Here is a 25,194-nt window from a genome sequence, read left to right as displayed (position 1 = left end):
GGTCCGGACCGCAACCTGCTGTTCGCGGGTCTCGCGGGTGCCGTCCTGATCCTCATCGGCTCGCTCCTCGCCTGGAGCACCGTCTCGGCGCCCGAGGGCGTCGACGGCGGGTCGGAGAGCAGCGGCGGCACGAACGGCGACGGTCTGTGGACGCTGATCGCCGCCCTCGTCATCGGCGTCCTGCTGGTCGCCGCCCTGGTCCGCAAGAACGCCACGCTCGCGCTGGCGTCGGTCGTACCCTCGCTGATCGCCCTCGTCGTGGTCGTGCTCAATGTCTTCGACGCCGAGCGCACCGCGCGGGCCGACCTCGACGGCGAGGGCTTCTCGTCCGAGGACCTCGACATGTTCTTCGAGCTGGTGGACGTGTCGGTGGGCGTCGGCGTGTGGATCGCCCTGGTCGGCTCGCTGGTCGCCGTCGGCGCCGCCGCGTACGCGGGGGTCAAGGCGCGTTCCTGAAGCTGCCCGCCGGATACCGACACGGCCGCCGTCCCTCCCGGACGGCGGCCGTCGTCGTCGTCGTACGCCCGCCGTACGGGGCGCGCTTCACCCCGCCGCCGGCACTTGCGTGGAGTGCGCTCCAGGGCGTTGGCTGGCGGACCATGAGGTACACACAGCTCGGACGCACAGGTCTCCAGGTCAGCAGGCTCGTTCTCGGCACGATGAACTTCGGCCCGCGGACCTCCGAGGCCGACAGCCACGCGATCATGGACGCCGCGCTGGAGGCGGGCGTCAACTTCTTCGACACCGCCAACGTGTACGGCGGCCCGGAGCACAAGGGGCGGACCGAGGAGATCCTCGGCTCCTGGTTCGCGCGGGGCGGCGGACGGCGCGAGAAGGTCGTCCTCGCCACCAAGGTGTACGGGGCCATGTCCCCGAACTCCGAGGAGCCCTGGCCGAACACCAACCGCCTCTCGGCCGTCAACATCCGCCGCGCCGTGGACGCCAGCCTCAGGCGGCTCGGCACCGACCACATCGACCTCTACCAGTTCCACCACGTGGACCGCGCCACGCCGTGGGAGGAGATATGGCAGGCGATCGACGTCCTCGTGCGGCAGGGCAAGATCCTGTACGCGGGCTCGTCCAACTTCGCGGGCTGGCACATCGCCAAGGCCAACGAGGCGGCCGCCCGCCGCCACTCGCTCGGCCTCGTCAGCGAGCAGTGCCTCTACAACCTGGTCGAGCGCCGCGCCGAGACGGACGTCCTCCCGGCCGCCGAGGACTACGGCCTCGGCGTCATCCCGTGGTCGCCGCTGGCGAGCGGCCTGCTGGGCGGCGCGGTCCGCAGGGAGCGCGAGGGCGGCGACTCCGGCAACCGGTCGGCGGAGGCACTGGCCCGCAGCGGCGCGCGCGAGCGGATCGAGGCGTACGAGGACCTGCTCGCCGGCCGCGGCCTCGACCCGGGCGAGGTGGGTCTCGCCTGGCTGCTGACCCGCCCGGCCGTCACCGGCCCGATCGTCGGCCCGCGCGTCCAGGAGCAACTGGACTCGGCGATCCGCGCGGTGGACCTGGAACTGGACGACGAACTGCTGTCCGAACTCGACAAGATCTTCCCCGGCCCCGGCCCCTCCCCGGAGGCCTTCGCCTGGTGACACACGTGGGCGCGGGCCACGGCACGCGCCCACGCACGGAAGAATCGCTCCCGTGCCCCCAGCTTCACCGCCCCGCCCCGGTACGCGCTTCCTGCGAGCCGGGGCGGGGCGCGTTGCCTGGCTGACGAGAGGAGCCATGTGCCTGCGCGCCACCACCACGCGGACGAACGTGATCTCTGGGATGCGTACGCCGCCGGCGTCGCCCGGGAGATCGGTCCTCCAGTCCTCAACTGGACGCAGTACGCGGGGCACGGGCCCGGCGTCGAGCTGCTGGGGAGCCCGAGCAGCGTGCTGGAGATCGGCTGCGGCACCGGCCGGGCCCTCGCCTGTCTCGCGGAGCGGGGCGTGAAGGCGACGGGGGTGGACATGTCGCCCGTCATGGTGGAGGCCGCCCGGGAGCGGTGGGGCGACCTGGTCGCCTTCCACTGCGCGGAGGTGCTCGGCTTCCTGGGCGGCCACGGCGAGCGGTACGACGCGGTGTACTCGGTCTTCGGCGCGGTCTGGTTCACCGACCCGGCCAAGCTCCTGCCACTCGTGGCGGAAGCGCTCCGGCCGGGCGGCGTCCTGGTCTTCTCGCACCCGCCTGCCATCCCCGGCGCCTACGGCCCCCAGGGCATGTACAAGGGCGGATTCGCGGGCCGGGCGCAGTTCATGTACCGCTACAGCTACACCCCCAGGAGGTGGAAGAGCCTCCTGGCGCGGGCCGGTTTCACGGCGGCGGAGGCGCACGTGCTGGACGCTCCGGAGCCGGGGCACATCGGCACGCTGATCGTCCGCGCGGTCGCTCCGTCCGGCCCGCTCAGCGCCGCAGGTCCACGGTGAGATGCGGCGCCAGCGCGCGCAGGAAGCCGGGCGCGTCGAAGAGCGCCCCCGCCGAGGCGACGCCCACGGTCCTCGTCCGCCCGGTGAGGATGCGGGTGACCGCCTCGCCGACGAGCGGGGCCGTGACGGCGTAGATGTCCTGGCCGCTCGCCACCGCGCGCCGCGTCTCGGCGCCTGACCGCACGACGACGTCCACCATGAATGTCTGCGCCGAGCGCCCTCGTTCGTCCACCGCCTCCGGCGCCGGGGTGTCGGCGTCCGCCAGGTCGCGGGCGGCCCCGGCCGCCATGGAGGTGCGCACCTCCGGGATGTCCAGGTGGCTCGGCAGGGTGATGACGTCCGCCATCGTGAACTCCCCGACCATCGTCCGCGTGCCCAGCGGTTCGGGGAAGGTCCACTCCAGGGTGGGCGACGCGTCGGTGTGGTATTCGAGGCGCCCCTCCATGAAGCGGACGCGGTGGCCGTCGCGCCGGTCGTGGGAGACGGTGCCGGAGGCGCGCGTCCCTGCGGTGGGGTGCCAACTGCTCAGGCCGTACGCGACATGTGCCTCGTCGGCCGCCGTCCAGTCGTCCATGGCGGCGGTGGCCAGCAGGTCGCCGAGGCCGCCGAAGAAGGCCATCGCGGGGAGGACCACAATCCCGGCGGCGCGGGCGCGGTCCGCGAAGTGGGCGAACGTGTCGGCGTTCGCCTCGATCTCCGCCGCGACGTCCACGTACGGGACGCCCGCCCGCAGCGCCGCCTCGACCACGGGGCCGGTGGTCGCCGCGAAGGGTCCGGCGCAGTTGACGACGGCCGCCGTCCCGGCGAGCGCGCGGTCGAGCGAGGCCGGGTCGTCCACCGACGCGGCCCGTGCCTCGTGGCCGGTCGCGGACGCCAGCGCGTCCAGCCTGCCCGCGTCGCGGCCCGACAGCACCGGCGCGTAGCCGCGTTCCGCCAGCTCCGCCACCACGAACCGCCCGGTGTGCCCGTACGCCCCGAACACCGCGACTGCCTGACCCGATCCCATGACGCTCTCCCACGCTCGGCCGTTCTTCCGCGAGCCATCCTGGCGGGGGCGTTCGGCCGATCGTGAGTGTCCGGAACGACATGGCCCGTACACTTCCGGACATGAGGTCCGTCGCGATCGCCGTCACCCCGGGCATGCTGCCGTTCGAACTGTCCCTGGCGTACGAGGTCTTCGCCTCCGCCCCGGACGCGGTGACGGTGCCCTGGTACGACGTGGCGGTCTGCGGCCCGGAGGCGGTGCGGCTCGGGCGGTTCCTGCTGGAGCCCGACCACGGCTTCGAGCGGCTGCGGGACGCGGACACCGTGATCGTCCCCGGCTGGGCCGACATCGACGACGCCCCGCCGCCCGGCCTGGTGGACGCCGTGCGCGCGGCGCACGAGGGGGGCGCGCGCGTGGCGTCCCTGTGCACCGGCGCGTTCGTCCTCGCGGCGGCCGGTCTGCTGGACGGCGGGCGCGCCACGACGCACTGGGCGCACACCGGCGAACTGGCCGCCCGCCACCCGCGGGTGTCGGTGGACCCGCACGTCCTCTGGGTGGACAACGGCAGCGTGCTCACCTCGGCGGGCAAGGCCGCCGCGCTCGACCTGTGCCTGCACCTCGTCCGCCTCGACCACGGCTCGGCGGTCGCGAACGCGGTCGCCCGCCGCCTCGTCGTACCGCCTCACCGGGCGGGCGGCCAGGCGCAGTTCGTCACCGCGCCGGTACCGGCCGACGGGAACGACCGGCCGCTCGCCGCGCTGCTGGCATGGGCCGTCGAACGGCTCGGCGAGCCCCTGACGGTGGACGACCTGGCACGGCGGGCCGGCATGAGCGCACGGCACCTGACCCGCCACTTCCACGCGGCGACCGGCACGACGCCGTTGCAATGGCTGCTGACCCAACGCATCCGCCACGCACAGGAGTTGCTGGAACGCACGGACCACAGCGTGGACAGCATCGCCACGGCAACCGGCATGGGCACTGCCACGACACTCCGCCGCCACTTCCACCGAACGGTCGGCGTCCCACCGGACACCTACCGCCGCACGTTCCGCAGCCGGACACCCTGACCCACCCACCGGACGACTCGGCCGGTCGGACCTCGCCCTGCCCGGAAACGACTGCTGGATCTCCGACAGCCGTGTCGTGCAGTTCGACCAGAGACGCCGGACCCTCCGGGCATGAGCCGGCCGTCCGCCACGGCCAGGCCCCCTCGCTCCGACGCGGACGTCCGGGCCGTCAGGGCGGCGAGGCCGTGCCCATCGCCACGGCCTTCGTGATCGACCGCTTCCGGGACGCGGTGACGCAGCGGGGCGAACGGGCGGTGCGGGGGCTCGTGTTCAGTGGGGTCAGCAGTGGTCGAGTGCGGCGCGCACGCGGGCGAGGCCTTCCGTGCGCCAGTGGTCCCGGTCGGGCATCTGGTCGTCCTGGCGCCAGCGCCAGGCGGAGAAGAAAGCCCAGTTGAGCGCGCGGCACCGCCGGACCAGAGCGTGGTCGGCGCCCGCGTAGTACGCGTCCACCTCCTCGGGCGCGTGGGCGAGGTCGAACTCGACCGGTCCGCGGCAGCATGTGGCGAGGTCGATGAAGAGTGGCCCGTGCCGCGTGGCGAGGAGGTTGCCGGGATGTGGTTCGCCGTGCAGCAGTTGGTCACTCGCCTTCCTGTCGGTGATCTCGGCGCGCAGGCGGGTGAGAGTGTCGCTGAGGAACCGCCGTTCGGCGTCCCGCAGTTGCGGGGAGCGCGCCGGGTCGTCTACCTCTTCGAGCGCCCTGGCGACCCGATCGGTGAAGTGCGGCGCGTCGTCCAGTTCGACGCGGCGCAGGGCGGCGTGGTGCCGCCGGAGCGCGTCCGCGTAGTCGGCCGGTGCGACGGCCGGTGCCACCGGCTCGTAGTACGTCCACAGCGAGACGGCGAACGCGTCCCGTACGTGGACCCGGGAACCCGCCCGCGGGTCGAGTCCGGCCACCGGGGCGTCGGTGTCGGCGAGGCGGCGGGCGACGTCCGCCTCGAACCGCGCTTCGGCCAGATCCCGCAGCGGCGCGACGCGGGCCAGCACGTCGCACGGGAGCAGACGCAGCGCGACGCGGTCCGAGTCGTGGATGACGGTCACCTCGTCAACTGGAAGGCCCAGTCCCGAGACGACCGCCCGTGCCGCCTCCACCGCGCGGCGCAGATCCGCTGGTCCCATGCCGTACTCTCCCTCGTCGCCGGGCACACTCGTCCGTGGACCGTAACGGGCTCCCCGGCGCCCCCGCGACTGCCTTTCGCCGCCCGGCGCCCGGCACCCGGCGACCCGCGACCCGCGTCAGCCGTCGGCGGGTTCGGCGGTGACGGCCGGGCGGACGCGGGTGAGCATCAGGTCGAGGAACTGGTCCGGGTGGCGGAAGGACGCGAAGTGGCTGGCGTCCCGGATGAGGGCGAAGTCCTTGACCGGTGCCGTCACGTCGTCGTAGAGGCGCCTGGCCGCGTCCGGCGGGGTGAGGACGTCGCTGTCGCCCTGGAAGAGGAAGAACGGGAGCCGGAAGTCCGTGCCCTCCGCCCACTCGTCGATGGCGGCGGCCTCCAGCGCGAGCGGCTCGGAGAACGACATGGCCCTCACGTACGCGCGCAGCCCGCGCAGCGTGTGCAGCGGTGAGAACCACAGGGAGCGGAACACCACGGTCTTCATCGTGTCGTAGGACAGCGGGTCGGTGGTGAGGACGAGCTTGTTGTACTCCGCGAGCTGCTCGGTGGTCCAGCGGGTGCGGTCGGTGCCCATGGCGGTGACGGCGGCCAGTTCCTTCGTCCTGCCCGCCGCGCCGAGCCGGGCCATCAGGGCGTCGTAGGCGCCGCGTTCGCGTCCGCCCGCGATGACGTTCTGGTCGGTGCCGACGTAGGCCGAGTACAGCTCCGGGTGGCTGCGGGCCAGGCGCAGGCCGAGGACGGTGCCGAACGAGTTGGCCACCAGCAGGAGTTTCGCGACGCCGAGCCGAGCGCGGACGTGCTCGGTGACCTCCAGGGCGTCGCGGTACAGCCGGTCGAGGGACATCTCGCCCTGCCCTTCGGGGCCGCCGGCGGCGAACGTGCGCCCGGCGCCGCGCATGTCCCAGCGGACGACGGTGAAGTGGCGCTCCCAGACGTGGGTGCGCGGGAGGAAGACCAGGTTGGAGGCGCCGGGGCCGCCGAGGATCTCCAGGATCACGGGGTTGCCGAGGTCCTCGCCGCGTATCGAGATCCACTGGTCGATGCCGCCGACGCGGACGAGGCCGGACTCGTCGATGCCGCGGGGGGCGGTGACGCGCAGCCGCCTGGTGTGCGCGGCGCGCCGGAGTGCGCGGTGGCCGAGGAGGCCGGCGACGGGTGCGGTGAGGACGGCGGCGGTGGCGGAGGCGATGATGCCGAGCATGAGCATAACCCCTAAACTGTTTAACCCATAAGCAGTTGCGTTTAAGGTATATACAGTTGTGGAGGCGCCGTCAAGCGACGGCGCCGGACGAGACGGAGGACCGGATGGCCAGGGAGAAGGCCCGCGACCTGCGCGCGCGCATCGCGCTGCTGTGGGACGAGCGGGACCGGCCGACCCGCGGTCCCAAACCGAGCCTCAGCCCGCGCCGTATCGCCGAGGCCGCCGTGGGGATCGCCGACGCGGAGGGGCTCGACGCCGTGTCCATGGGCAGGGTCGGCGCGGGCTTCGGCGTCTCGGCGATGGCGCTGTACCGCTACGTCCACGGCAAGGACGAACTGGTCGAGCTGATGGTCGAGTCCGTGGTCGCCGGCGTCCCCGACCTGACGGCGGCCGGCGACGGCTGGCGGGAGCGGATCGCCGAGTGGGCGCGCCGGTCGGCGGCCGTCCACCGGGCCCACCCGTGGCTGCTGGCCGCGACCGCGATGCGCCGCCAGCTGATGGGCCCGCACCAGATCGGCTGGCTCGACGCGGCGCTCGCGGCGCTGGAGCCGACCGGCCTGACCGCCGCGCAGCGGCACCACGTGTTCGTGCTCGTGTCCAGCCTGGTGCGCACCGTCGTCCAGCAGCAGCACGACTTCGACTCGGAGGCCGACCAGGAGTGGGACCGCCTCACGGGCGAGCTGCTCGTCCGGCACGCCGACCGGTTCCCCGCCGTCGCGCGCGCCGTCGCGGACGGTGCCTACGCGCCCGACCCGGCCGATCCGCTGGAGTTCGCGCTCACGTGCGTGCTCGACGGGGTGCAGGCGCTCATCGACCGCTCGTGAACGCGGTGCCTGGGGCTACGCGTTCGCGAATACGTGATGCCGGGAACCGCGCGCGCCGCCCCGGTCGCCGCCGCGCCGCGCACCACGGCCGGGGCGCGGCGCCGGCAGGGCGGTACGCGGCACAGGCGGCCTGACCGGTCCGTACCCGTCCGGCACCGAATGCGCCCCCGCCCATACCGGTGAACGCCCCCGCCTACCGGGTCACTTCGGTGCAGTTCGGGAAGCATCAAGTCTTCGCCAACTACGCGCGTCGAAACGTTCCCGAATGAAAAGCGCGGGACTAGTCTCCGCGCAAGTCCCGCACACCATCGTGCTGTTGCCGAGACACGGCGGGCTGCGACGGAAGAGGACGCCCTCGTGTGGAAGCCCGGCAAGAAGACGACCCCGCGCGGCGCGGGCGTCCTCGCCGCCGCCAGGCCATCACCTTGGACCGCGCAAGGACGGCACGTCCTTCGCCGACGAGGACAGTACGACGTGGAAGGCCTGAACAGGCGTGCCCGCGGGCGCGCCCCATCCCCTTCTGACATCCGCCGGCGCATCGCGCGCCCACGCACCGGAGACACACTGATCATGCGCAAGCCCAGCAAGAAGACCACCCTGCGCGGCGCGGCCGTGCTCGCCGCCGCCCTCGCGCTCCCCGCGCTCAACGCCACCGCAGCCCAGGCCATCGACTGGGACCACCAGCTGCACACCAACGACGGCGACCCCGGCGGCCGCGTCCGCTTCGAGGCGTACGGCGACATCGTCGAACTGTGCGACATCGAAGCCGACGGCTGGGCCGTGCGCGTGGAGGTCTACGCCCCAGGCTACTCGGACGAGTTCACCGTCGGCGGCAACGGCAACTGCAAGACCCACCGCGCCTCCAACGGCCACGACCTCAAGGAAGGCCAGGCCTACTACTTCACGATCAGCCTGTACAAGGACTCCTACCCGTACGGCAACTACTACGACCAGGCGCGGTGGACGGCCTGAGCAGACCGTGCCCGCAGGCGCACCCGTCCCCTTCCTGACATCCGCCGGCGCATCGCGCGCCCACACACCGGAGACACACTGATCATGCGCAAGCCCAGCAAGAAGACCACCCTGCGCGGCGCGGCCGTCCTCGCCGCCGCACTCGCGCTCCCCGCGCTCAACGCCACCGCCGCCCAGGCCATCGACTGGGACCACCAGCTCCACACCGACGACGGCGACCCCGGCGGACGCCTCCGCTTCGAGGCATACGGCGACATCGTCGAGATATGCGACATCGAAGCCGACGGCTGGGCTGTGGAGGTCGATGTCTACGACACCGTGGGCCGCTACAACGTGGACAACTTCAGGGTCGGCGGCAACGGCAACTGCAAGACCCACCGCGCCTCCAACGGCCACGACTTGGTGGAGGGCCGCTACTACGAGTTCTCGCTCTCTCTGGAGCACTCCAACGGCCTGCGCCAGTACTGGGACTACGCCGAGTGGAAGGCATGAGCAAGCCGGGCGCGAGCGGGGGCGGGCGTATGTGCCCGCCCCCGTCGCCCTCCCCGTACGCGGGCGTGAAGGTGTCCCGCCGGGATTCCGGCACGGCGGTCGGCCGTCACAAGGCCGCGCTCGCGGCCCAGCCGTGCGGCGCACCGAGCGCACGAACCCCGCCGACCTGCCCGTTCCTCTCCCGCCGCCCCGGGCAGGCGGGCGCACCGGCCGAGAACTGGGCCGTTTCCAGGGGCACTTCACCGCGCCGTCGAAAGATCAAGTCTTCCTCAGCTACGCGCGTGGCAGTGTTCCCGTTCGGGAACCAGGAGACTAACCTCCGCGCAAGTCCCGTCCATGCCATCCGACATGGCGAGCCGTGACGGGCCCGACGGAGGAAGACACCCCCATGCGCAAGCCCAGCAAGAAGACCACCCTGCGCGGCGCGGCCGTCCTCGCCGCCGCACTCGCGCTCCCCGCGCTCAACGCCACCGCCGCCCAGGCCATCGACTGGGACCACCAGCTGCACACCGACGACGGCGACCCCGGCGGACGCCTCCGCTTCGAGGCGTACGGCGACATCGTCGAGGTCTGCGACATCGAGGCCGACGGCTGGGCCGTGTACGTGGACGTCTGGGACCCCAGCGGCATGCGGATCATCGACAGCATCTCGGTCGGCGGCAACGGCAACTGCGTGACCCACCGCGCGTCCAACGGCCACAACCTCACGGAGGGGGCCGTCTACCCCTTCTCCCTCGGCCTGCACAAGAACCACGAGATCTTCCGGTACGAGGACCGCGCCCGCTGGCGCGCCTGACGGCCCCGCCGCCCCGCGATAAACGGGCGGGGCGCGCGTACGGTCGGCGCATGGCCGCGTACGCACGCCCCGCCCTCGCGCTCCCTGTCCTCCGCGACGCCGCCGGAGCCGTCATCCCCTACGGCGACCGCTGGGACTGGGACGAGGGCCCGCCCGAGCGGTACTACAGCGTCACCGAGCACCCCGAGCGCTTCGCGCCCCTGCTCACCGTCGCCGAGGCGCTGACCGCCCACCTCACGGCGGAGTACGACGCGACGGCCCGCGAGGGCGAGGAGCGGCGGCACGGCGAACGCGTGCGTACGGTGACGCTCACCCCCGCCGCGCCCGACGCGGCAGCGCTCACCTTCACGTTCACCGGCTTCCCCAGCGTGACCCTGCACGCCGGCCGGTACTTCGCCGCCGCCTTCCCCGACTGCGGCTGCGACGCGTGCGACGACTCGGTCGAGGCGCTGGCCGGCGAGCTGGAGTGGCAGACCCTCGCCGTCGCCGCCGGGCGGCTGCGCGAGACCCTGCGCCGGGGCCGCGTCACCTGCGCCATCTCCTCCCCCGACGGGCACGGGATCAGCTCCGAGCACCGCGTCACCCGCCCCGGCGCACGCCCCCCGCTCCCGCCCGACGGCTGGCGCCCCTGGCCGGCGCGGGTCGGTCCGCCGGGTCCCGCCCACGGCCGAACGCCGCCGGGCTGACCCACCCCCACCGCGCGAGCGCCCCGCCCATCGCGGCGAGCGAGCCCCGCGTCCCGCAGCACGCCGAGGTGCTGGCTCGCCGACGACGGCAGCACGCCCGCCCTCCGCGCCAACCCGCCTGAAGCGCAGGCCTGTTCGAGCGCTTCGAGGATCACCGCCCGCGTGTGGCCGAGGAGCGCGGCGAGCGAGACACGGTATCCCTCGGCGCCCACCGGCCCGGCGGCCGGCCGGTGCTGACGGTGAACACCCGCTCGCTGCGCGGGTCGTAGGCGGTGATCTCGGCGGTGATCTCGGCGGCGCCCTCGTCGAACGCGCCCGTCGCGCAGCGGCCGATCAGGGTCAGGCCGAGGCCGCCCCCGTGGTGGTCGCGGTGGTGCGGGTGGGCGGCGGCCGGGTGACGGCGGTGGCCCCGAGCACGGCGACGGTGCCCAGGACGGCGAGTCTTCGGTGCTTCATGGGGCGGATCGTCGCGGACGCCGGGACCCGCGGTGTGACCCGGGAGCGTGCCCGGGGTGAACAGCGGCGCAACCCGGGGCCGGTGCGCCGGTGGGGGTGACGGGCGGCGGGCGCGGTGCCATGGTGGGCCGTATGAGCACTCTTGTCGCGGCGCTGCGCGAGGGCCTGCCGGACGGCGCCGTCCTCACCGATCCCGACGTCATGGCCTCCTACGCGCACGACATGGCGAGCTTCTGCCCGGCGGGCGAACCGGCGGCCGTCGTGCTGCCGCGCACCGTCGAGGAGGTGCGGCACGTGCTGCGTACGGCGTACGCGCTACGCGTGCCCGTCGTCCCGCAGGGTGCCCGTACGGGCCTGTCCGGCGCGGCGAACGCGGTGGACGGCTGCGTGGTGCTCTCCCTGCTCCGCATGGACCGCGTGCTGGAGATCGACGCGGTGAACCGCTACGCCGTGGTCGAGCCGGGCGTCGTCAACGCCGACCTGTCGAAGGCCGTCGCCGCGCACGGCCTCGCGTACCCGCCCGACCCGTCGAGCTGGGAGCAGTGCACCATCGGCGGCAACATCGGCACCGGCTCCGGCGGCCTGTGCTGCGTCAAGTACGGCGTGACGGCCGAGTACGTCCTCGGGCTCGATGTCGTGCTGGCGGACGGGCGGCTGCTGCGCACCGGGCGGCGGACGGCCAAGGGCGTGGCGGGGTACGACCTGACGCGCCTGTTCGTCGGCGCCGAGGGGACGCTGGGCGTGGTCGTCGGGGCGGTGCTCGCGCTGAGGCCGGCGCCGCCGCCGCGGCTCGCGCTGGCCGCCGAGTTCCCCGGCACGGCGGCGGCGGGCGAGGCGGTCGCCACCATCATGGCGGCGGGCCACACCCCGTCGCTGCTCGAACTGATGGACGCGACGACCGTGCGCGCCGTCAACAGGCTGACGCGTATGGGCCTTCCGGAGAGCACCCGCGCGCTGCTGGTCTGCGCCTTCGACACCCCGGACCCGGCGGCGGACCTGGCGGCGGTCGGCGCGCTGTGCCACGCGGCCGGGGCCACCGGGGTCGTGCCCGCCGACGACGCCGCCGAGTCGGAGCTGCTGCTCGCCGCCCGGCGCGCGGCGCTGCCCGCGCTGGAGGCGGTCGCGGGCACCACGATGATCGACGACGTGTGCGTGCCGCGCGTGCGGCTGGCGGAGATGCTGGACGGGGTGGCGGCGATCGCGGACGAGTACCGGCTGACCATCGGCGTGTGCGCCCACGCCGGGGACGGGAACACGCACCCGGTCGTCTGCTTCGACGCCGCCGACCCGGACGAACGGGACCGCGCCCGCGCCTCGTTCGACGCGATCATGGAGCTGGGTCTCGCCCTGGGCGGCACGATCACCGGCGAACACGGCGTGGGCGTCCTGAAACGCGACTGGCTGGCACGCGAACTCGGTCCTACGAGCCTGGAGTTGCAGCGGTCGATCCGCCAGGTCTTCGACCCGCTCGGCATCCTCAACCCGGGCAAGGTGCTGTAGCCGGCGGCCGCTCACCGCCCGCGGCGGCGCGGGCCCGGGGTGCGGGCGAGCGCGCGCATGGTCGCCCGGTGCGTGTCCACGACGGCGCGGACGACGCGCCGGTCGTGCTCCGGGTCGCCGGTGGGGAGGCGGCGCAGCGTCCGGTCCGCCCGCATCGCCGCGCGCCACGGCGGCAGGGTGATGACGGCGTGCAGCACGGTGAGCGCCGCCATGACGAGCAGGCCGCCGCACAGTCCCGCGGGGCCGTACGCCGTGGTCAGCCGCTCCGCCAGCCAGCCGCAGGCCGTGCCGAGGGCGGCCGTCGCGAGGGGCGCCCGGCCGTGGAGTGGCAGGGCGGGGCCGAGGGCGTCCATGGTCAGCCGGTGGAGCGCGGTGTGGGCCCTGAGCAGGAGGTCCGCGTCCACCCCGGGCGGGGCCGGGCGGCGGAGGGCGCGCAGGGGCGTCGTCACGGCGTGCCGCCACAGGACGTGGCGGACGAGCGCGTGCGCGAGTCCGGTCAGGAGTATGCCGACCGCCGCCCAGACAGCGCCCGGGACACCGGGCGCGTCGGCGAGTACGGGCGGCGGTTGGGGGTAAGTCCCGGCATATCGGGGGGTGTTCATGATGTTGTCCTCCTTGGGGCGATCGGCGCCTTGCGGAGGTACAGGCCGGGTTCGGGGGCTCTTTCCCGGACTTCGGCGGATTTTCTTCAAGATTTTTCTTCCGGTCCCGCGAGCGGCGGTCGCCGGACGGATTGGGGGGGGACGGCATGGACGGTATGGGCGGTATCGACGGAGAGGCCCGAAAGGACGCCGTCGGCGGCGCCGCCGACGGCGCGGGTGTCGACGCGCTCGCGCGCCGCATCCGGGAGGCCGGTGACCGCGCGGCGCGCACCGCGGCGCTTGAGGAGATGACCGAGCGGTACTACCGCCCTGTCCTGCGGATGCTGGCGCGCAGGACGGGCGACATGACGCTGGCCCAGGACCTCGCGCAGGAGACGTTCAAGGACGCGATCGTCGCGCTGACCGGCACGGCGCGGCTCCCGGACCGGCTCGACCGGTGGCTGATGACCACTGCGGGGAACCGGCTGCGGAAGCACCGCAGCAAGCGCGCGGCGTCCCGCCCGTGGGACGCCGCGCTCGGGGCGGACGAGACGTTCGACGACCACCCCGCCGTGCTCGCCGCGCGGGACGACGAGGCGCGGCTGGCGGACGCGCGCCGGATCGCGGACGAGGTGGCGCGTGCGACGCTGGACGAGCAGGACCTCGCGCTGTTCGAGCTGAGCGTGGGCCGGGAGTTACGGGACGAGGACGTCGTCGCCCGCCTGCGGGCCGACGGGGGAACCGCCGCGCCCGCGGCCCAGACGCTGCGCAACCGCCTGACGCTGATGCGCTCGACCGTCGCGGACGGCTTCCACGCGTACCTGCTGACGAAGGGCGACCGCACGCTCTGCCCGCAGCTCTCCGGCATCGTGGCGCGCTACCCGGGACCGTTCGCCGCGCCGCTGCGCGATCATGTCGTCAAGCACACCAACAACTGCGCGCAGTGCGACGGCTGCCTGAAGTGCGCGACGTGCCGCCGCAGTTCGCTGACGGCCGTCAAGTCGTGCTCCGCCTCGGCCGGTTGCTCGCCCTGTACGGTCTGCGCGCGCGAGCAGAAGGCGCTGCGGGCCGCCTGGGCGCCGGCGCTCGTCCTGGTCCTCTTCGCGCGTCCGGTCCGCGACGCGATCGCCGGGCTCGTCGCCGGGGCACCGGAACCGGCGGGGAGCCCCACCGACCAGGGCGGCGGCGCCCCGCCGCGCCGCCCACGGCCGCGCCGTGCGCGCGCCGGGCGGCTCCAGGCCGTCGCCGCCGCCACGGCGGTCGCGGTGATCGCGGGGGTGGGCACGTTCCTGGCGCTCGGCGTGGGCGGCGACACGTCCCCGACGCCGCCGGAGGCGGGTCCGCCGGCGACGGAATCCGGGACGCCGGACGCCCCCGGCACGCCCGACGCGCCGCCCGGCACACTGCTGTGGACCGTCCCCGTGGCGGGCGAGGTGGGCTCCGCGCCGACGGTGGTGGACGGCACGCTCTACGCGGGCAGCGGCGGTGGCGTGGTCTACGCCGTGGACGCCGCCACGGGTGAGGAACGCTGGACGTTCCAGGCGGCCGACTACGTGGACGCGGCGCCCGCCGTGGCGGACGGCGTCGTCTACTTCCCCAGCCACGAGGCCGGGCTGTTCTACGCGGTGGACGCCGCGACGGGCGACGAGCTGTGGACCACGCGCGTCGACGCGCCGATGGAGTCCTCCCCGGTGGTCTCCGAGGGCACGGTCTGGTTCGGCGACAACGGCGGGACGGTCCACGCCCTCGACACGGCGGACGGGACGGAACGCTGGACGTTCCAGGCCGTCGCCGCCGTGCACCACACCCTCACCCTGGCGGACGGTGTGCTCCACTTCGGCACCGGCGACCTGGCGACGGGCGAGGGCGCGGTGTACGCCGTGGACGCGGACACCGGTGACGAGCTGTGGTCCTTCCCCCTCGACCCGACGGCCGACAGCTCACCCGCGCTCGCGGACGGCGTGCTCGTCGTCGGCGACCGGGCGGGCGTGCACGCGCTGGACGCCGCCACCGGCGAGGAGCTGTGGACGGCCGGTGACTTCGCCGGCCCGCCGTCCGTGGCCGACGGCCGTGTCTACTGGGGTAACTGGGGCATGGTGCACGCCGTGGACGCGGGCACCGGTGACGAGCTGTGGTCCTTCTCCCTCGAAGGTGACGTGGCGGTCCCCGCCAGGCCGGTCGGCGACACGCTGTACGTGAGCGCGTACACGGCCGCGACCCTCTACGCGCTGGACGCGGCCACCGGCGAGCAGCGCTGGGCGTACGCCACGCAGGGTTCGGCCACGTCCACGCCCACCGTCGCGGACGGCCTGCTGTACGTGGCCTCCGGCGGCGGAGGCAGCGGCACGGGGGTGCTTCAGGCGGTGGCCGTCTGAGCGGGAACGGTCCGGCGCGCGCGGTCACGCTCCCGCGCGCGCCGCCACCGCGTCCCGCAGCGCGTGCGTGATCCCGTGCAGCGCGGCGATCTGCTCGGCGCTCAGCGCGTCGAACAGGCAGGCGCGCACCTCCCCGACGTGCCCCGGCGCGGACTCCCGCAGCGCCGCGAGCCCCGCGTCCGTCAGCCGGGCGACCGAGCCGCGCCCGTCGTCGTCGGTGGCGCAGCGGCTCACCCAGCCGTAGCTCTCCAGCATGGCGACGGCGTGCGACAGGCGGCTGCGCGACGCGCGGCACACGTCGGCCAGACGCCCCATGCGCAGGGACCCGCCGGGGCTCTCGGACAGGGCGACGAGGATCTCGTAGTACGCGACGGGGACGCCCGCCTCCGCGCGCAGGCGCCGGTCGAGGTGGGCCTGGAGGTCGGCGGTCGCGGCGAGGTACGTGCGCCACACGTGCTGCTCACCCTCGGTGAGCCAGGGGGTCGGCTGATGCTCGGGCATAACCCGAGCGTACCCATGGTTGAGGATTCAACAAGAACGCGCTAGGTTGGCGGAGCGCTCACCGAACGGCAGTGCCTCCGCCACCGAGCGCGACCGTTCCCGCACTTCCCCGAGGAGTCACCCATGACCGCGTCCGCCGACCTCAGCGCCCTCCTGCCCGGCTACACCACGGGCACCTGGACCATCGACCCCGTCCACTCCGAGGTCGCCTTCACCGTCCGCCACCTGGGCATCGCCAAGGTACGCGGCCGCTTCGACACCTTCGAGGGCACTCTCACCACCACCGACGCCCCCGAGGCGTCGTCCGTCATCGCGACGATCGACACCGCGTCCGTCTCCACCGGCAACGCCCAGCGCGACGAGCACGTGCGCGGCGAGGACTTCCTCCACGTCGAGGCCCACCCGGCCATGACCTTCGCCTCGACCGGCGTGCGCGTCGAGGACGGCGAGGGCTTCATCGACGGCGAGCTGACCCTGCGCGGCGTCACCCGCCCCGTCACCCTGGCCGTGGAGCTGAACGGCTTCGGCACCGGCATGGGCGGCAAGCCCGCCGTCGGCTTCTCCGCCACGACCGAGATCAGCCGCGCCGACTTCGGTGTCACCGGCGGCGCGGCGGGCGCGGCGGTCAGCGACAAGATCAAGATCACGCTCGACGTCGAGGCCAACCAGAACTGACCCCCGCCGCGAGCGGCGCCGCGCGGGTCACTCCTCGGGCGCCCGCGTCCTGCTGCCGTGACCGGTCAGGTCCTCCAGCAGGGCGCGGCGCATCTCCTCCGGGGTCCGCCCGATGCGCGGGACGGCGTGCGTACGCCAGTCGTCCGCCATCCGCTGGAGCGCCTCGCCGACCGCGCGGTGCATCAGCCGCCGCGTGACCCGCAACGGCACGGCCGCGACCAGCCGCCCGAGCCGCCGGCCCCGTACGGTCGTCGCGATGTCGAGGCGCCAGCCGCCGTCCCTGCCCGGCCCGGGTACGACGACGGTGGTCGCCTGGAGCAGCGGGTGCCGCAGGAGGACGGTCAGCGCGGGGCGGGCGCGGGCGCCGGCGCCCGCCCCCGAGCCGAAGTGCCCCCCGGCCGCCTCCCACCACCGGTCGAAGTCCAGCTCGGCGCGCAGCGCGAACCAGCGCATCCGCCGCCGTCCGCCGTCCGGGCGCGTCAGCTCACCGCGCAGCACGAACCGCACGTTCACCGGCCGTTCGGCGCTGCGCAGCCGCAGCTCGGCGCTGCCGCGCGAGGGGGGGTCGTGCCGCTCCGCCTCGTACCGCACGGCGGTGGCGGTGGAGCGGTCCCACTCCAGCACGGTCAGCCGGTCGGCGGGCGGGCCGGTCCCCTCCTGCACGGGCCCGGGGACGGAGTACTGCGCCCCGGGCCGCGCGTGCTCGCCCGAGCGCAGCACGACGTCGGGGACGGGCCGGCCGTCCTCCGTGACGAGCCTGGCGTCCTCGACGCGCAGGGATTCGATCACGTCGTGGAGCACACGGAACGCGTCCTCCACCTGGCCGCGCGCGACCGGGGCCAGGTCGATGGTGTGCCGTAGTAGAGCCATGAGCGCATCCTGCCGTAACGATCAGATCCTGTGCAGCTCCCACAGCCGCCACACACCGCTGTTCGAGGCGAGCTGCTGGATTCCCGCGATGTCGGACGTGCTGATGGTGACGCGGGTCTCCTGCCAGATCGGGATCACCGGGGCCTCGGCGGCGGCCAGTTCGTGGATGCGCTCGAAGTCGCCCGCGACCCGGCCGCGGTTCACGACGCCCCTGGTCTCCTCGATCATCGCGTTGATGGTGTCGCTGCTGAAGCCGGTGGTCAGGGCGTCGACGGGGCCGACGAGGTTGTCGGTGAACGTCGCGGGGTCGGGGAAGTCGGCCGCGAAGCTCAGCAGGTAGGCGTCGAAGGCCCGTTCGCCGAAGAGGGTGGGCACGAACTCGGACCAGTCGTAGTAGGTCGTGGTGACCTCGAAGAGCCCCGACTCGTTCAGCGTCTCCGCGATGAACTCGGCCTCGGCGGTGTTCGCCGCGCCGCGGGAGTACGCCAGGTCGAACTGCACCGGCAGTTCGAGGCCCGCGTCGGTCATCTCCTGCCGCACGTCGTCCACGTCCATGGCGTAGTACAGGTCGTAGAACGGCGTCGAGTGGCCGGTGAAGCCCGCCGGGATCAGCGAGTAGAGCGCCTGGACCGTGTCGTGCTGCACGCGCCGGGCGATGCCCTCGCGGTCGAGCAGCGCGGCGACGGCGCGGCGGGCGGTGCGGGAGCCGAACGTGCGGTCCCCGTCCGTGTTGAAGCCCATGACACGGGTGTTGGCGCCCGCCTGCTCGGCGAAGGCGATGTCCGGGTCGCTGCGGTTGAGGTCCGCCATGGCCTCCGGCGGCATGACGCCGCCGTTGACGTCGATCTCCTCGTTCTCCCACGCCTCGGCGAGCTGCTGGTCGGCCGTGGGGCCGTCGCCGTGCTGCACGAAGTACCGGACGGTGACGGGGCCCTGGCCGGCGGTGGCGGCGCCGCTGTAGTCCGGGTTCGGCGCCAGTTCGGCGACCTCGTCCGCCACGTAGCGGGTGAGCACGAACGGTCCCGAGCCGACGACCGACTCGTCCGAGTGCAGGTCCAGCTCCTGGTAGCTCTGCCGGTCCACGATGGCACCGGCCGCGCCGGCGACGATGAAGGGGAACGTGGCGTCGGGCTGGTTCAGTTCGAAGATGACGTCCTGGCCGTCGGTGCGGACGGCGTCGAGGCTGCCCAGCAGGGCGGCGGGACCGGCGAAGGCGAACTTCTCGTCCTCGGGGATGGTGTCGTCCTCCGCCTCGCGCTCGGCGCGGGCCGCCATGCCGATGATGCGCTCGTACGAGAACTTGACGTCGTCGGGCGTGATCGCGTTGCCGTTGGTGAAAGTCAGGTCGTCCCGGAGCGTGCAGCGGAAGACCGTCAGCTCCTCGTCGCTGAACTCGCACTCCTCGGCGGCGTCGGGGACGGGCTGCTCCTTGCCGGGGATGAACGTCAGCAGGGACTGGAAGAGGTTGCTGGTCAGCGCCCACGAGCCGATGTCGTACGCGCCCGCCGGGTCGAGCACCGTCGGCGCCATCGTCGTGCCCACGACGATGGGCTCCTCCTCACCGTCCCGCGTCTGGTACCAGGCCCAGCCGCCCACCCCCGCGATCACCAGCACCATGGCAAGAACGATGCCTATCGCCCCTCGACCCTTCATCCGTCGCACCCGGCGCGCCCTTTCTCGTAAGGATGTGCGGGGCAAGCCAACCACAAGGGCCCGGGACGTTGGAGCGGCGGGAGGTCACGGTGTGGGCGCGTTTGGGGTCCGATCGGCACAGAACGCCCACGGGTACGCCATGGGCGGCGCCCCCGGCGGGGGCCACGGGGGCGGACGCGGCGCGGGCGGGCCTGGCCGTGGGGTGCCGGGCCCGGCCGTGGCGCCGCGGGTCACTCCGGGACGGCGCCCGGCACGTTCATGCGGAACTCGACCTCCACCGAACGCCCTTCGAGCCGCACGGCCACGCTCTGGCTGCCGAGCTGCGGCGAGAAGGCCACCAGCAGGTATTCGCCGTGCTCAGGGGCGGTGACGGTGAACGCGCCGTCGTCCGCGCTGCGCGTCTTCACGAGATGTCGGCCGCCGTCCGGCGCGCTCAGCGTCACCACCGCGCGCGGGAGCGCGACGCCCAGCGCGTCGCGCACGCGCCCCCGGATGACGAGCGCCTCCGCCACTTCCACGTCCAGTCCCACGTCCTCCGACATTCCCCACTCACTCCTCTGTGCCGCGATGCCAGCCGTTTCCATCACGCTGTCAGTTTGTGCCCAGCTTGTTATCTAGGACACCAACTCGACGCGAATAGTTGACCCGTGCGGAGATCCGAGACGAAAACCAGACAATCCGATGAGCCGCCTTCCATGGGCGTCATGGGGTCCGCAGCTCGATGACCGTGATGTCCGGATCGGCCGCCACCCGCACCGGCGGGCCCCACGCACCCGCGCCCCTGCTGACGTACAGCTGCGTGTCGCCGTACCGCTCCAGGCCCGCCAGCGTCGGGTTGGCGGCGCCCGCGATGTAGGTGAGCGGCCACAGCTGGCCACCGTGCGTGTGTCCGGAGAGCTGGAGGTCCACGCCCCAGTCCACCGCGTCATGGATCATCACCGGCTGGTGCGCCATCAGGACGGTCGCCCGCGAGCGGTCGCGGTCGCCGAGCGCCGCCGCGTAGTCGGGCCCGCCGAAGTCGCTGCCCTCGCCGCTGATGTCGTTCACCCCGGCCAGCTCGAAGTACGGCAGCCCGGCGCGCTCGTTCGCCAGCGGGATCAGGCCGAGCTCCCGCACGTGGTCCATCCAGGCGGCGGTCTCCACGTAGTACTCGTGGTTGCCGGTGACGAAGTACGCGCCGTCCGGGGCGCGCAGGTCGGCCATCGGCGCGACGGCCGACCGCAGGTCGTCCACCTCGGCGTCCACCAGGTCGCCGACGACCGTGATCAGGTCCGGCTGCGTCCGGTTCACCGCGTCCACGACGCGGCGGCAGTGCGATCCGCCCAGTATCGGGCCGAGATGGATGTCGCTGACGACGGCGATGCGGTAGCGGTCGGCGGCGCGCGGCAGCTTGGGCAGGGTGACGGTGACGTGCTTGGTGCGCAGGTTGCGCGCGTTGGCGATGCCGTAGCCGAGCGTCCCGGCGGCGACGAGGCCCGCGCCGACGGCGATGCCGCGCGAGACGACGAGCCGCCGCCCCGGCGCGTCGGGGACGGCGGCGTGCGCCTCGACATCGGCGGCACCCTCCGCGGCGGCCTCCCCCGCCGCGCCCGCCGGAGCCGTCCCGGCGGGCACCGCGTCCGCGCGCGCCGCGTCCCGGCGGCGCAGCAGCCGCAGCACCAGCGGCCTGACCGCCTCCCCCACGAGCAGCGACAGCACCAGGTAGAGGACCGCAACGATCCAGACAAATCCCGGCCACGCCAGATAGGGCTGCACGGCGAACGGCAGCCCCAGCTGCCGCCCCGCGAACGCGAACGGCACGGTCACGGCGAGCACGACCAGCGCCGCCGTCGCCGCACGCCGATAGCCGCCGCCCGGCGCCGACACGTCCCGGACCAGGCGTTTCCACAGATACCAGTGGATCGCGGCCAGGAGCAGCGACATCGGGATGAGCATGAGAACCAACGGATGTGCCCTCTCTTCAGCCCTGGTGGGCGGCTGTGGCCCAGTATGCGGCGCGCGGGGTTCGCCCGGTTGACCGGCCCCGCTCACCGATTCGGGCCTCTCCACTGGTCCTGACGCGGTGGGACCCCGGTAAGTTCACCGTGTGCCGTTCAATCGCTCGTCCTCTTGTCGGACTCCCGTTCGCACCGCGCTCGCGGCGGTCCTCGCCACACCCGCGCTCGTCCTGGCCGCCGCGGGACCGGCGGTCGCCGACGACACCGACCGATCCGACCGGTCCGACCGGTCCGCGGTCGGCGGCGAACTGCTCGCCGCCACGGGCACCCAGGTGCGGCCCGCCCCCGGCGCGCCCGCCCTGCCCGACGACCTGACCGCCGAGTCCTGGATAGTCGCCGACGCGGAGACCGGCGACATCCTCGCCGCGCACGACGCACACCGGCCCATGCCCCCGGCCAGCACGCTCAAGATGCTGTTCGCCGACACGGTGCTGCCCTCGTTCGACCGCGGGGAGATCTACCGCGCCGAGCCCGAGCACTTCGCGGACCTCGGCCCCGGCAGCAGCGCCGTGGGCATCGCCGACGGCCAGACGTACACCGTCGAGGACCTGTGGCACGGCGTCTTCCTCGCCTCGGGCAACGACGCGGTCGCCGCGCTGACCGCCATGAACGGCGGCCTGGAGACCACCGTCGCCCAGATGAACGCCCGCGCCGAGGAGCTCCAGGCGAACGACACCCACGTCGTCAGCCCCGACGGCTACGACGCCGACGGGCAGACCTCCTCCGCCTACGACCTCACCCTCATCGCGCGCGACGCCATGCAGAACGCCGACTTCCGCGAGTACGTCTCCACCCCGTCCGCCGACTTCCCCGGCGCGGGCGAGGGCGCGGACCGCGAGACGTACGAGATCCAGAACACCAACCGCCTCCTCGTCGGCGCGCCGGGCCTCGCCCCGTACGAGGGCCTGGCGGGCGTCAAGAACGGCTACACCTCCGAGGCGGGCCACACCTTCACCGGCGTCGCCGAGCGCGACGGCCGCGTCCTCCTCGTCACGGCGATGAAGCCCGAGGACGGCGACTCGCTGGCCGTCTACCGGGAGAGCGCGTCGCTGCTCGACTGGGGCTTCGCGGCGGCCGGGTCCGTCGAGCCGGTCGGCACGCTGGTGCCGCCGCTGAGCGAGGAGGCCGCGCAGGACGCCGACGGCACGGGCGGCACCGGCACCGGCACCGCGACCACCGACGGCGCGGGCGGCGACGGCGCGCCCGGCTCAGGCCAGGCCGGCGGGTCCGACACCGCGCTCGACGGCGCCGCCCCGGCGGGCGGCTCCGGCGTCGGCGCCCTCACGGTCCTGGGGGTGACGGCGGGCGGTCTCGCGGCGCTGGCGGGGGCGGCGTACCTGTTCCACCGCACTCATCCGCTGGCGGGTCTTCCAGGGCGTCGGCGCAAGGACGCTCCCCCTGAGTGACGCCGGTGGCGGTCCACGCGCAGCACACCAGCAGCAGCTTCGCCATGAGGTTGATCCACACCAGCAGGGCGATCGGCACGCCGAACGCGCCGTACACGTTCCGCGTCGCCACCTGGGTCAGGTAGCCGCTGATCAGCAGCTTCAGCAGCTCGAAGCCGACCGCGCCGACGACGCACGCCACGACGACGTCCCGGCGCGGCGGCCGGACGCCCGGCAGCCACACCAGCACGTACGACAGCAGCAGGAACGTCACGCCCATCGCGCCCGCGTACGCCGCGATCTGGATCAGGACACCGCCCGGCCCGTGCCGCGCGAGCGACCGCACGACGTTCAGCGCGATCCCCGAGGCGGTCAGCGAGACGAGGACGACGCCCCCGAGCCCGGCGAGCACCCCGACGTCCTTGCCCCGCCGCAGGAAGAAGTTGTCCTCCGGGTCCGGCAGGTCCCACACCGCCCGCAGGCAGCCGCGCAGCGAGTCCACCCAGCTCGCGCCCGTGGGGAGGACCAGGATCAGCGAGATGACGCCGATGGTGCCCGCGTTCTCGAACAGCGAGCGCAGGTGCAGCTGGTCGGCGATGCCGGGCACCTGGTCGGTCACCCAGTCCTCGACCGTGTCCAGCTGCCCGTCCGTCAGCAGCGCGGCGCCGATCGCGCCGACGAGCCCGAGGACCGGGAAGAGCGTCACGAAGCTGGTGAACGTGATGGCCGCCGCGAGACGGCTCCAGTTCCGCGCGTCCAGATGCTCGTACACGTGCCACACGCGCGTGCGGAAGAACCACGCCACCAGTGGACCGATCCACGGCAGCCGGGTCAGTGTCTCCATTGCGCCGCCCACGCTAGGACGGTGTGCCCCGGGAAACGGTTCTGACACGCCCCGTGTCCGGAGCGCGCCGCGCGGGCGTCACGTCACTCCACGCCGGCGAGCGGCTCCCGTACGGGCGGCGCAGCGCGCGGCGCCGTGAAGCGGAACTCGCGGCACAGCCGCCAGACCCCGGACGCGTCCTGCTCGTAGAGCGAGAAGCCGGTGACCGTCCACGCCGCCTCGTACGCGGCCAGCTCCGCCTGCGCGCGGTCCATGGCGTCCTCGGCGATGCCGTGGGCGACCGTCACGTGCGGGTGGTAGGGGTACGGAAGTTCCCGCGCCAGCGGCCCGCCGCGCTCGCGCACGGCGGCCTGGAGTCCGGCGCACGCCGCCGCGCCCTCGGCGACGCGCACGAACACCACGGGCGTCAGCGGGCGGAACGTGCCGGTGCCCGACAGCCGCATGACGAACGGCCGCCCCGCCGCGGCGACGCCCGCCAGGTGCTCCTCGATGCGCGGCAGCTCCGCCTCGTCGGCCCCGGTCGGCGGCAGCAGCGTGACATGGGTGGGGATTCCGGCGGCGGCGGCGTCACCGAAGCCGAGGCGGCGGCGCTGGAGGCGGCTGCCGTGCGGTTCGGGGACGGCGATCGAGACGCCGAGCGTGACGGTCACCGGCGGATCACTCCCTTCTCGCGGGCATGCCCCGCGTACGCCCCCGCCCAGTGTCGCCCCGGCCGGGACGGGCGGCCAGGGTCGTTCGGCCCGGCGCGCCCCGGCCGGGCCCGTCAGCGGGCGGGCGGCAGGAAGCCGACCCGCTCGTACACCGCGTCCAGGGTCGGCGCGGCCATCTCCCGCGCCTTGGCGGCGCCGCGCGCGAGCAGCCGGTCCAGCTCGGCCGGGTCGTCGAGGAACCCCAGGGTCCGGTCGCGGAAGGGCGTCACCCACTCGGTGAACACCTCGGCCACCTCGGTCTTCAGCGCCCCGTACAGCCGCCCCTCGAACTTCTGCTCAAGCTCCTGGACGGTCAGCCCGGTCAGCGCCGAGTAGATCGCCAGCAGGTTGCTCACCCCCGGCTTGGCCACCCGGTCGTAGCGGACCTCGGTCCCCGTGTCCGTGACCGCGCTGCGGAACTTCTTCGCCGACGCCTTCGGCTCGTCCATCAGCCAGACGATGCCCTTGGCCGAGGACGCCGACTTGCTCATCTTCACGGACGGTTCCTGGAGGTCCTGGATCTTCGCCGTGTCCTTGAGGATGTAGGCGCCCGGCAGCGTGAACGTGTCGCCGAAGCGCGCGTTGAAGCGCTGCGCGACGTCCCGGGTCAGCTCGATGTGCTGCCGCTGGTCCTCGCCCACCGGCACGCGCTCGGCGTGGTAGAGCAGGATGTCGGCGGCCATCAGCATGGGGTACGTGAACAGGCCGACGGTCGTGGCGTCCGAGCCCTGCTTGGCCGACTTGTCCTTGAACTGCGTCATCCGCGACGCCTCGCCGAAGCCCGTGAGGCAGTTGATCACCCACGCCAGCTGCGTGTGCTCCGGGACATGGCTCTGGATGAACAGCGTGCACCGCTCCGGGTCCACCCCGGCGCCGAGCAGCTGCGCGGCGGCCAGCCGGCTGGACTCGCGCAGCGCGGCCGGGTCCTGCGGGATGGTGGCGGCGTGCAGGTCCACGACGGAGTAGACCGCGTCGTACGTCTCCTGGAGCTCGACCCACTGGCGCACGGCGCCGAGGTAGTTGCCGAGGTGGAAGGACCCGGCCGTGGGCTGGATGCCGGAGAAGACGCGGAGACGATCAGTGGCCATGGGCCCATTCTCTCAGGTCCCCCTGACAACC

General features: G+C 73.7%; 24 protein-coding genes and 2 pseudogenes. 13 read left to right on the top strand and 13 right to left on the bottom strand.

Features of this window, described 5'->3' with window-relative positions:
* The 3 genes from ACL02R_RS05505 to ACL02R_RS05495 form a co-directional block, all read left to right on the top strand.
* A partial coding sequence (locus tag ACL02R_RS05505) for a hypothetical protein (protein ID WP_412795699.1) occupies positions 1–456 on the top strand: 456 nt, incomplete at its 5' end.
* A 143-nt stretch (positions 457–599) separates the two neighbouring features.
* The gene (locus ACL02R_RS05500; protein ID WP_412795698.1) at positions 600–1,589 is read left to right on the top strand and encodes an aldo/keto reductase; all 990 of its coding nucleotides are present in this window, start codon (positions 600–602) and stop codon (positions 1,587–1,589) included.
* A 138-nt stretch (positions 1,590–1,727) separates the two neighbouring features.
* Positions 1,728–2,411, top strand: a complete 684-nt coding sequence (locus ACL02R_RS05495) for a class I SAM-dependent DNA methyltransferase (protein ID WP_412795697.1) — start codon at positions 1,728–1,730, stop codon at positions 2,409–2,411.
* Here ACL02R_RS05495 and ACL02R_RS05490 read toward each other — a convergent pair.
* The gene (locus ACL02R_RS05490; protein WP_412795696.1) at positions 2,389–3,417 is read right to left on the bottom strand and encodes a saccharopine dehydrogenase family protein; all 1,029 of its coding nucleotides are present in this window, start codon (positions 3,415–3,417) and stop codon (positions 2,389–2,391) included. The two genes, ACL02R_RS05495 and ACL02R_RS05490, sit on opposite strands and share 23 nt — an antisense overlap.
* A gap of 101 nt (positions 3,418–3,518) precedes the next feature.
* Here ACL02R_RS05490 and ACL02R_RS05485 point away from each other — a divergent pair, with 101 nt between their 5' ends.
* On the top strand, positions 3,519–4,466 hold the full coding sequence (locus ACL02R_RS05485; RefSeq protein ID WP_412795695.1) for a helix-turn-helix domain-containing protein: 948 nt from the start codon (positions 3,519–3,521) through the stop codon (positions 4,464–4,466).
* 279 nt (positions 4,467–4,745) lie between these two features.
* Here ACL02R_RS05485 and ACL02R_RS05480 read toward each other — a convergent pair whose 3' ends face one another.
* Together ACL02R_RS05480 and ACL02R_RS05475 are read right to left on the bottom strand one after the other, a co-directional pair.
* Complete coding sequence (locus tag ACL02R_RS05480) at positions 4,746–5,582, bottom strand: aminoglycoside phosphotransferase family protein (RefSeq protein WP_412795694.1); 837 nt, start codon at positions 5,580–5,582, stop codon at positions 4,746–4,748.
* Positions 5,583–5,699: 117 nt separating this feature from the next.
* Positions 5,700–6,779, bottom strand: a complete 1,080-nt coding sequence (locus ACL02R_RS05475) for an alpha/beta fold hydrolase (protein ID WP_412795693.1) — start codon at positions 6,777–6,779, stop codon at positions 5,700–5,702.
* A 104-nt stretch (positions 6,780–6,883) separates the two neighbouring features.
* On the opposite strand from ACL02R_RS05475, the gene ACL02R_RS05470 reads away from it, so the two are divergent.
* From ACL02R_RS05470 to ACL02R_RS05450, 5 genes are all read left to right on the top strand, one after another.
* The gene (locus ACL02R_RS05470) at positions 6,884–7,603 is read left to right on the top strand and encodes a TetR/AcrR family transcriptional regulator (protein ID WP_412795692.1); all 720 of its coding nucleotides are present in this window, start codon (positions 6,884–6,886) and stop codon (positions 7,601–7,603) included.
* 570 nt (positions 7,604–8,173) lie between these two features.
* A complete protein-coding gene (locus ACL02R_RS05465) occupies positions 8,174–8,575 on the top strand; it encodes a hypothetical protein (RefSeq protein ID WP_412795691.1) in 402 nt (133 codons plus the stop codon).
* A gap of 84 nt (positions 8,576–8,659) precedes the next feature.
* Positions 8,660–9,067 (top strand): hypothetical protein, encoded by a 408-nt coding sequence (locus ACL02R_RS05460; protein ID WP_412795690.1) that lies wholly within the window; start codon positions 8,660–8,662, stop codon positions 9,065–9,067.
* Between the two features lie 388 nt (positions 9,068–9,455).
* Positions 9,456–9,863 carry a hypothetical protein gene (locus ACL02R_RS05455; RefSeq protein WP_412795689.1) on the top strand — a complete coding sequence of 136 codons (408 nt, stop codon included), beginning with the start codon at positions 9,456–9,458 and terminating at the stop codon, positions 9,861–9,863.
* A gap of 50 nt (positions 9,864–9,913) precedes the next feature.
* Positions 9,914–10,549 (top strand): DUF6226 family protein, encoded by a 636-nt coding sequence (locus tag ACL02R_RS05450; protein ID WP_412795688.1) that lies wholly within the window; start codon positions 9,914–9,916, stop codon positions 10,547–10,549.
* 47 nt (positions 10,550–10,596) lie between these two features.
* On the opposite strand, the pseudogene ACL02R_RS05445 reads toward ACL02R_RS05450, so the two are convergent.
* Positions 10,597–10,704 (bottom strand): annotated as a pseudogene (locus tag ACL02R_RS05445) (transcriptional regulator); the annotation flags it as partial.
* A 421-nt stretch (positions 10,705–11,125) separates the two neighbouring features.
* Here ACL02R_RS05445 and ACL02R_RS05440 point away from each other — a divergent pair.
* Positions 11,126–12,505 (top strand): FAD-binding oxidoreductase, encoded by a 1,380-nt coding sequence (locus ACL02R_RS05440; RefSeq protein ID WP_412795687.1) that lies wholly within the window; start codon positions 11,126–11,128, stop codon positions 12,503–12,505.
* 11 nt (positions 12,506–12,516) lie between these two features.
* On the opposite strand, the gene ACL02R_RS05435 is transcribed toward ACL02R_RS05440, so the two are convergent.
* Positions 12,517–13,107, bottom strand: coding sequence for a hypothetical protein (locus ACL02R_RS05435; RefSeq protein WP_412795686.1), 591 nt, complete (start codon positions 13,105–13,107; stop codon positions 12,517–12,519).
* 146 nt (positions 13,108–13,253) lie between these two features.
* Here ACL02R_RS05435 and ACL02R_RS05430 point away from each other — a divergent pair, with 146 nt between their 5' ends.
* Positions 13,254–15,461, top strand: a complete 2,208-nt coding sequence (locus ACL02R_RS05430) for a PQQ-binding-like beta-propeller repeat protein (protein ID WP_412795685.1) — start codon at positions 13,254–13,256, stop codon at positions 15,459–15,461.
* Positions 15,462–15,485: 24 nt separating this feature from the next.
* On the opposite strand, the gene ACL02R_RS05425 is transcribed toward ACL02R_RS05430, so the two are convergent.
* Positions 15,486–15,962 carry a MarR family winged helix-turn-helix transcriptional regulator gene (locus ACL02R_RS05425; RefSeq protein WP_412795684.1) on the bottom strand — a complete coding sequence of 159 codons (477 nt, stop codon included), beginning with the start codon at positions 15,960–15,962 and terminating at the stop codon, positions 15,486–15,488.
* 123 nt (positions 15,963–16,085) lie between these two features.
* On the opposite strand from ACL02R_RS05425, the gene ACL02R_RS05420 reads away from it, so the two are divergent.
* Positions 16,086–16,637 (top strand): YceI family protein, encoded by a 552-nt coding sequence (locus ACL02R_RS05420; RefSeq protein WP_412795683.1) that lies wholly within the window; start codon positions 16,086–16,088, stop codon positions 16,635–16,637.
* A gap of 27 nt (positions 16,638–16,664) precedes the next feature.
* On the opposite strand, the gene ACL02R_RS05415 is transcribed toward ACL02R_RS05420, so the two are convergent.
* From ACL02R_RS05415 to ACL02R_RS05400, 4 genes are all read right to left on the bottom strand, one after another.
* Positions 16,665–17,507 (bottom strand): hypothetical protein, encoded by an 843-nt coding sequence (locus ACL02R_RS05415; RefSeq protein ID WP_412795682.1) that lies wholly within the window; start codon positions 17,505–17,507, stop codon positions 16,665–16,667.
* A gap of 21 nt (positions 17,508–17,528) precedes the next feature.
* A complete protein-coding gene (locus tag ACL02R_RS05410) occupies positions 17,529–19,124 on the bottom strand; it encodes an ABC transporter substrate-binding protein (RefSeq protein WP_412795681.1) in 1,596 nt (531 codons plus the stop codon).
* Positions 19,125–19,390: 266 nt separating this feature from the next.
* On the bottom strand, positions 19,391–19,702 hold the full coding sequence (locus ACL02R_RS05405) for a carboxypeptidase-like regulatory domain-containing protein (RefSeq protein WP_412795680.1): 312 nt from the start codon (positions 19,700–19,702) through the stop codon (positions 19,391–19,393).
* A 160-nt stretch (positions 19,703–19,862) separates the two neighbouring features.
* Positions 19,863–21,095, bottom strand: coding sequence for a metallophosphoesterase (locus ACL02R_RS05400; protein ID WP_412795679.1), 1,233 nt, complete (start codon positions 21,093–21,095; stop codon positions 19,863–19,865).
* A gap of 151 nt (positions 21,096–21,246) precedes the next feature.
* Here ACL02R_RS05400 and ACL02R_RS05395 point away from each other — a divergent pair.
* Positions 21,247–22,089 (top strand): annotated as a pseudogene (locus tag ACL02R_RS05395) (D-alanyl-D-alanine carboxypeptidase family protein); the annotation flags it as partial.
* 349 nt (positions 22,090–22,438) lie between these two features.
* On the opposite strand, the gene ACL02R_RS05390 reads toward ACL02R_RS05395, so the two are convergent.
* The 3 genes from ACL02R_RS05390 to trpS all read right to left on the bottom strand — a co-directional run bounded on the left by ACL02R_RS05390 (position 22,439) and on the right by trpS (position 25,163).
* Positions 22,439–23,386 (bottom strand): YihY/virulence factor BrkB family protein, encoded by a 948-nt coding sequence (locus ACL02R_RS05390; protein WP_412795678.1) that lies wholly within the window; start codon positions 23,384–23,386, stop codon positions 22,439–22,441.
* An 83-nt stretch (positions 23,387–23,469) separates the two neighbouring features.
* Positions 23,470–24,036 (bottom strand): 2'-5' RNA ligase family protein, encoded by a 567-nt coding sequence (locus ACL02R_RS05385; RefSeq protein WP_412795677.1) that lies wholly within the window; start codon positions 24,034–24,036, stop codon positions 23,470–23,472.
* Between the two features lie 113 nt (positions 24,037–24,149).
* Entirely contained in the window at positions 24,150–25,163 is a 1,014-nt protein-coding gene (trpS, locus tag ACL02R_RS05380; protein WP_412795676.1) for a tryptophan--tRNA ligase, read from the bottom strand.
* Between the last annotated feature and the right edge of the window lie 31 nt (positions 25,164–25,194).

Origin of the sequence: Streptomyces sp. MS19 (assembly GCF_047200595.1) — a bacterium.
Classification (GTDB): Bacteria; Actinomycetota; Actinomycetes; order Streptomycetales; family Streptomycetaceae; genus Streptomyces.
This window is presented reverse-complemented; position numbering and strand designations above follow the sequence as displayed.

What these genes read in the sequence shown, in the direction of transcription:
- ACL02R_RS05430 (WP_412795685.1), top strand. Translation starts at nt 13,254, where the DNA reads ATGGACGGTATGGGCGGTATCGACGGAGAGGCCCGAAAGGACGCCGTC.
- ACL02R_RS05405 (WP_412795680.1), bottom strand. Translation starts at nt 19,702, where the DNA reads ATGTCGGAGGACGTGGGACTGGACGTGGAAGTGGCGGAGGCGCTCGTC.
- ACL02R_RS05485 (WP_412795695.1), top strand. Translation starts at nt 3,519, where the DNA reads ATGAGGTCCGTCGCGATCGCCGTCACCCCGGGCATGCTGCCGTTCGAA.
- ACL02R_RS05410 (WP_412795681.1), bottom strand. Translation starts at nt 19,124, where the DNA reads ATGGTGCTGGTGATCGCGGGGGTGGGCGGCTGGGCCTGGTACCAGACG.
- ACL02R_RS05415 (WP_412795682.1), bottom strand. Translation starts at nt 17,507, where the DNA reads ATGGCTCTACTACGGCACACCATCGACCTGGCCCCGGTCGCGCGCGGC.
- ACL02R_RS05400 (WP_412795679.1), bottom strand. Translation starts at nt 21,095, where the DNA reads ATGCTCATCCCGATGTCGCTGCTCCTGGCCGCGATCCACTGGTATCTG.
- ACL02R_RS05435 (WP_412795686.1), bottom strand. Translation starts at nt 13,107, where the DNA reads ATGAACACCCCCCGATATGCCGGGACTTACCCCCAACCGCCGCCCGTA.
- ACL02R_RS05475 (WP_412795693.1), bottom strand. Translation starts at nt 6,779, where the DNA reads ATGCTCGGCATCATCGCCTCCGCCACCGCCGCCGTCCTCACCGCACCC.
- ACL02R_RS05490 (WP_412795696.1), bottom strand. Translation starts at nt 3,417, where the DNA reads ATGGGATCGGGTCAGGCAGTCGCGGTGTTCGGGGCGTACGGGCACACC.
- ACL02R_RS05500 (WP_412795698.1), top strand. Translation starts at nt 600, where the DNA reads ATGAGGTACACACAGCTCGGACGCACAGGTCTCCAGGTCAGCAGGCTC.
- ACL02R_RS05465 (WP_412795691.1), top strand. Translation starts at nt 8,174, where the DNA reads ATGCGCAAGCCCAGCAAGAAGACCACCCTGCGCGGCGCGGCCGTGCTC.
- ACL02R_RS05470 (WP_412795692.1), top strand. Translation starts at nt 6,884, where the DNA reads ATGGCCAGGGAGAAGGCCCGCGACCTGCGCGCGCGCATCGCGCTGCTG.
- ACL02R_RS05425 (WP_412795684.1), bottom strand. Translation starts at nt 15,962, where the DNA reads ATGCCCGAGCATCAGCCGACCCCCTGGCTCACCGAGGGTGAGCAGCAC.
- ACL02R_RS05455 (WP_412795689.1), top strand. Translation starts at nt 9,456, where the DNA reads ATGCGCAAGCCCAGCAAGAAGACCACCCTGCGCGGCGCGGCCGTCCTC.
- ACL02R_RS05480 (WP_412795694.1), bottom strand. Translation starts at nt 5,582, where the DNA reads ATGGGACCAGCGGATCTGCGCCGCGCGGTGGAGGCGGCACGGGCGGTC.
- ACL02R_RS05450 (WP_412795688.1), top strand. Translation starts at nt 9,914, where the DNA reads ATGGCCGCGTACGCACGCCCCGCCCTCGCGCTCCCTGTCCTCCGCGAC.
- ACL02R_RS05420 (WP_412795683.1), top strand. Translation starts at nt 16,086, where the DNA reads ATGACCGCGTCCGCCGACCTCAGCGCCCTCCTGCCCGGCTACACCACG.
- ACL02R_RS05460 (WP_412795690.1), top strand. Translation starts at nt 8,660, where the DNA reads ATGCGCAAGCCCAGCAAGAAGACCACCCTGCGCGGCGCGGCCGTCCTC.
- ACL02R_RS05390 (WP_412795678.1), bottom strand. Translation starts at nt 23,386, where the DNA reads ATGGAGACACTGACCCGGCTGCCGTGGATCGGTCCACTGGTGGCGTGG.
- trpS (WP_412795676.1), bottom strand. Translation starts at nt 25,163, where the DNA reads ATGGCCACTGATCGTCTCCGCGTCTTCTCCGGCATCCAGCCCACGGCC.
- ACL02R_RS05440 (WP_412795687.1), top strand. Translation starts at nt 11,126, where the DNA reads ATGGTGGGCCGTATGAGCACTCTTGTCGCGGCGCTGCGCGAGGGCCTG.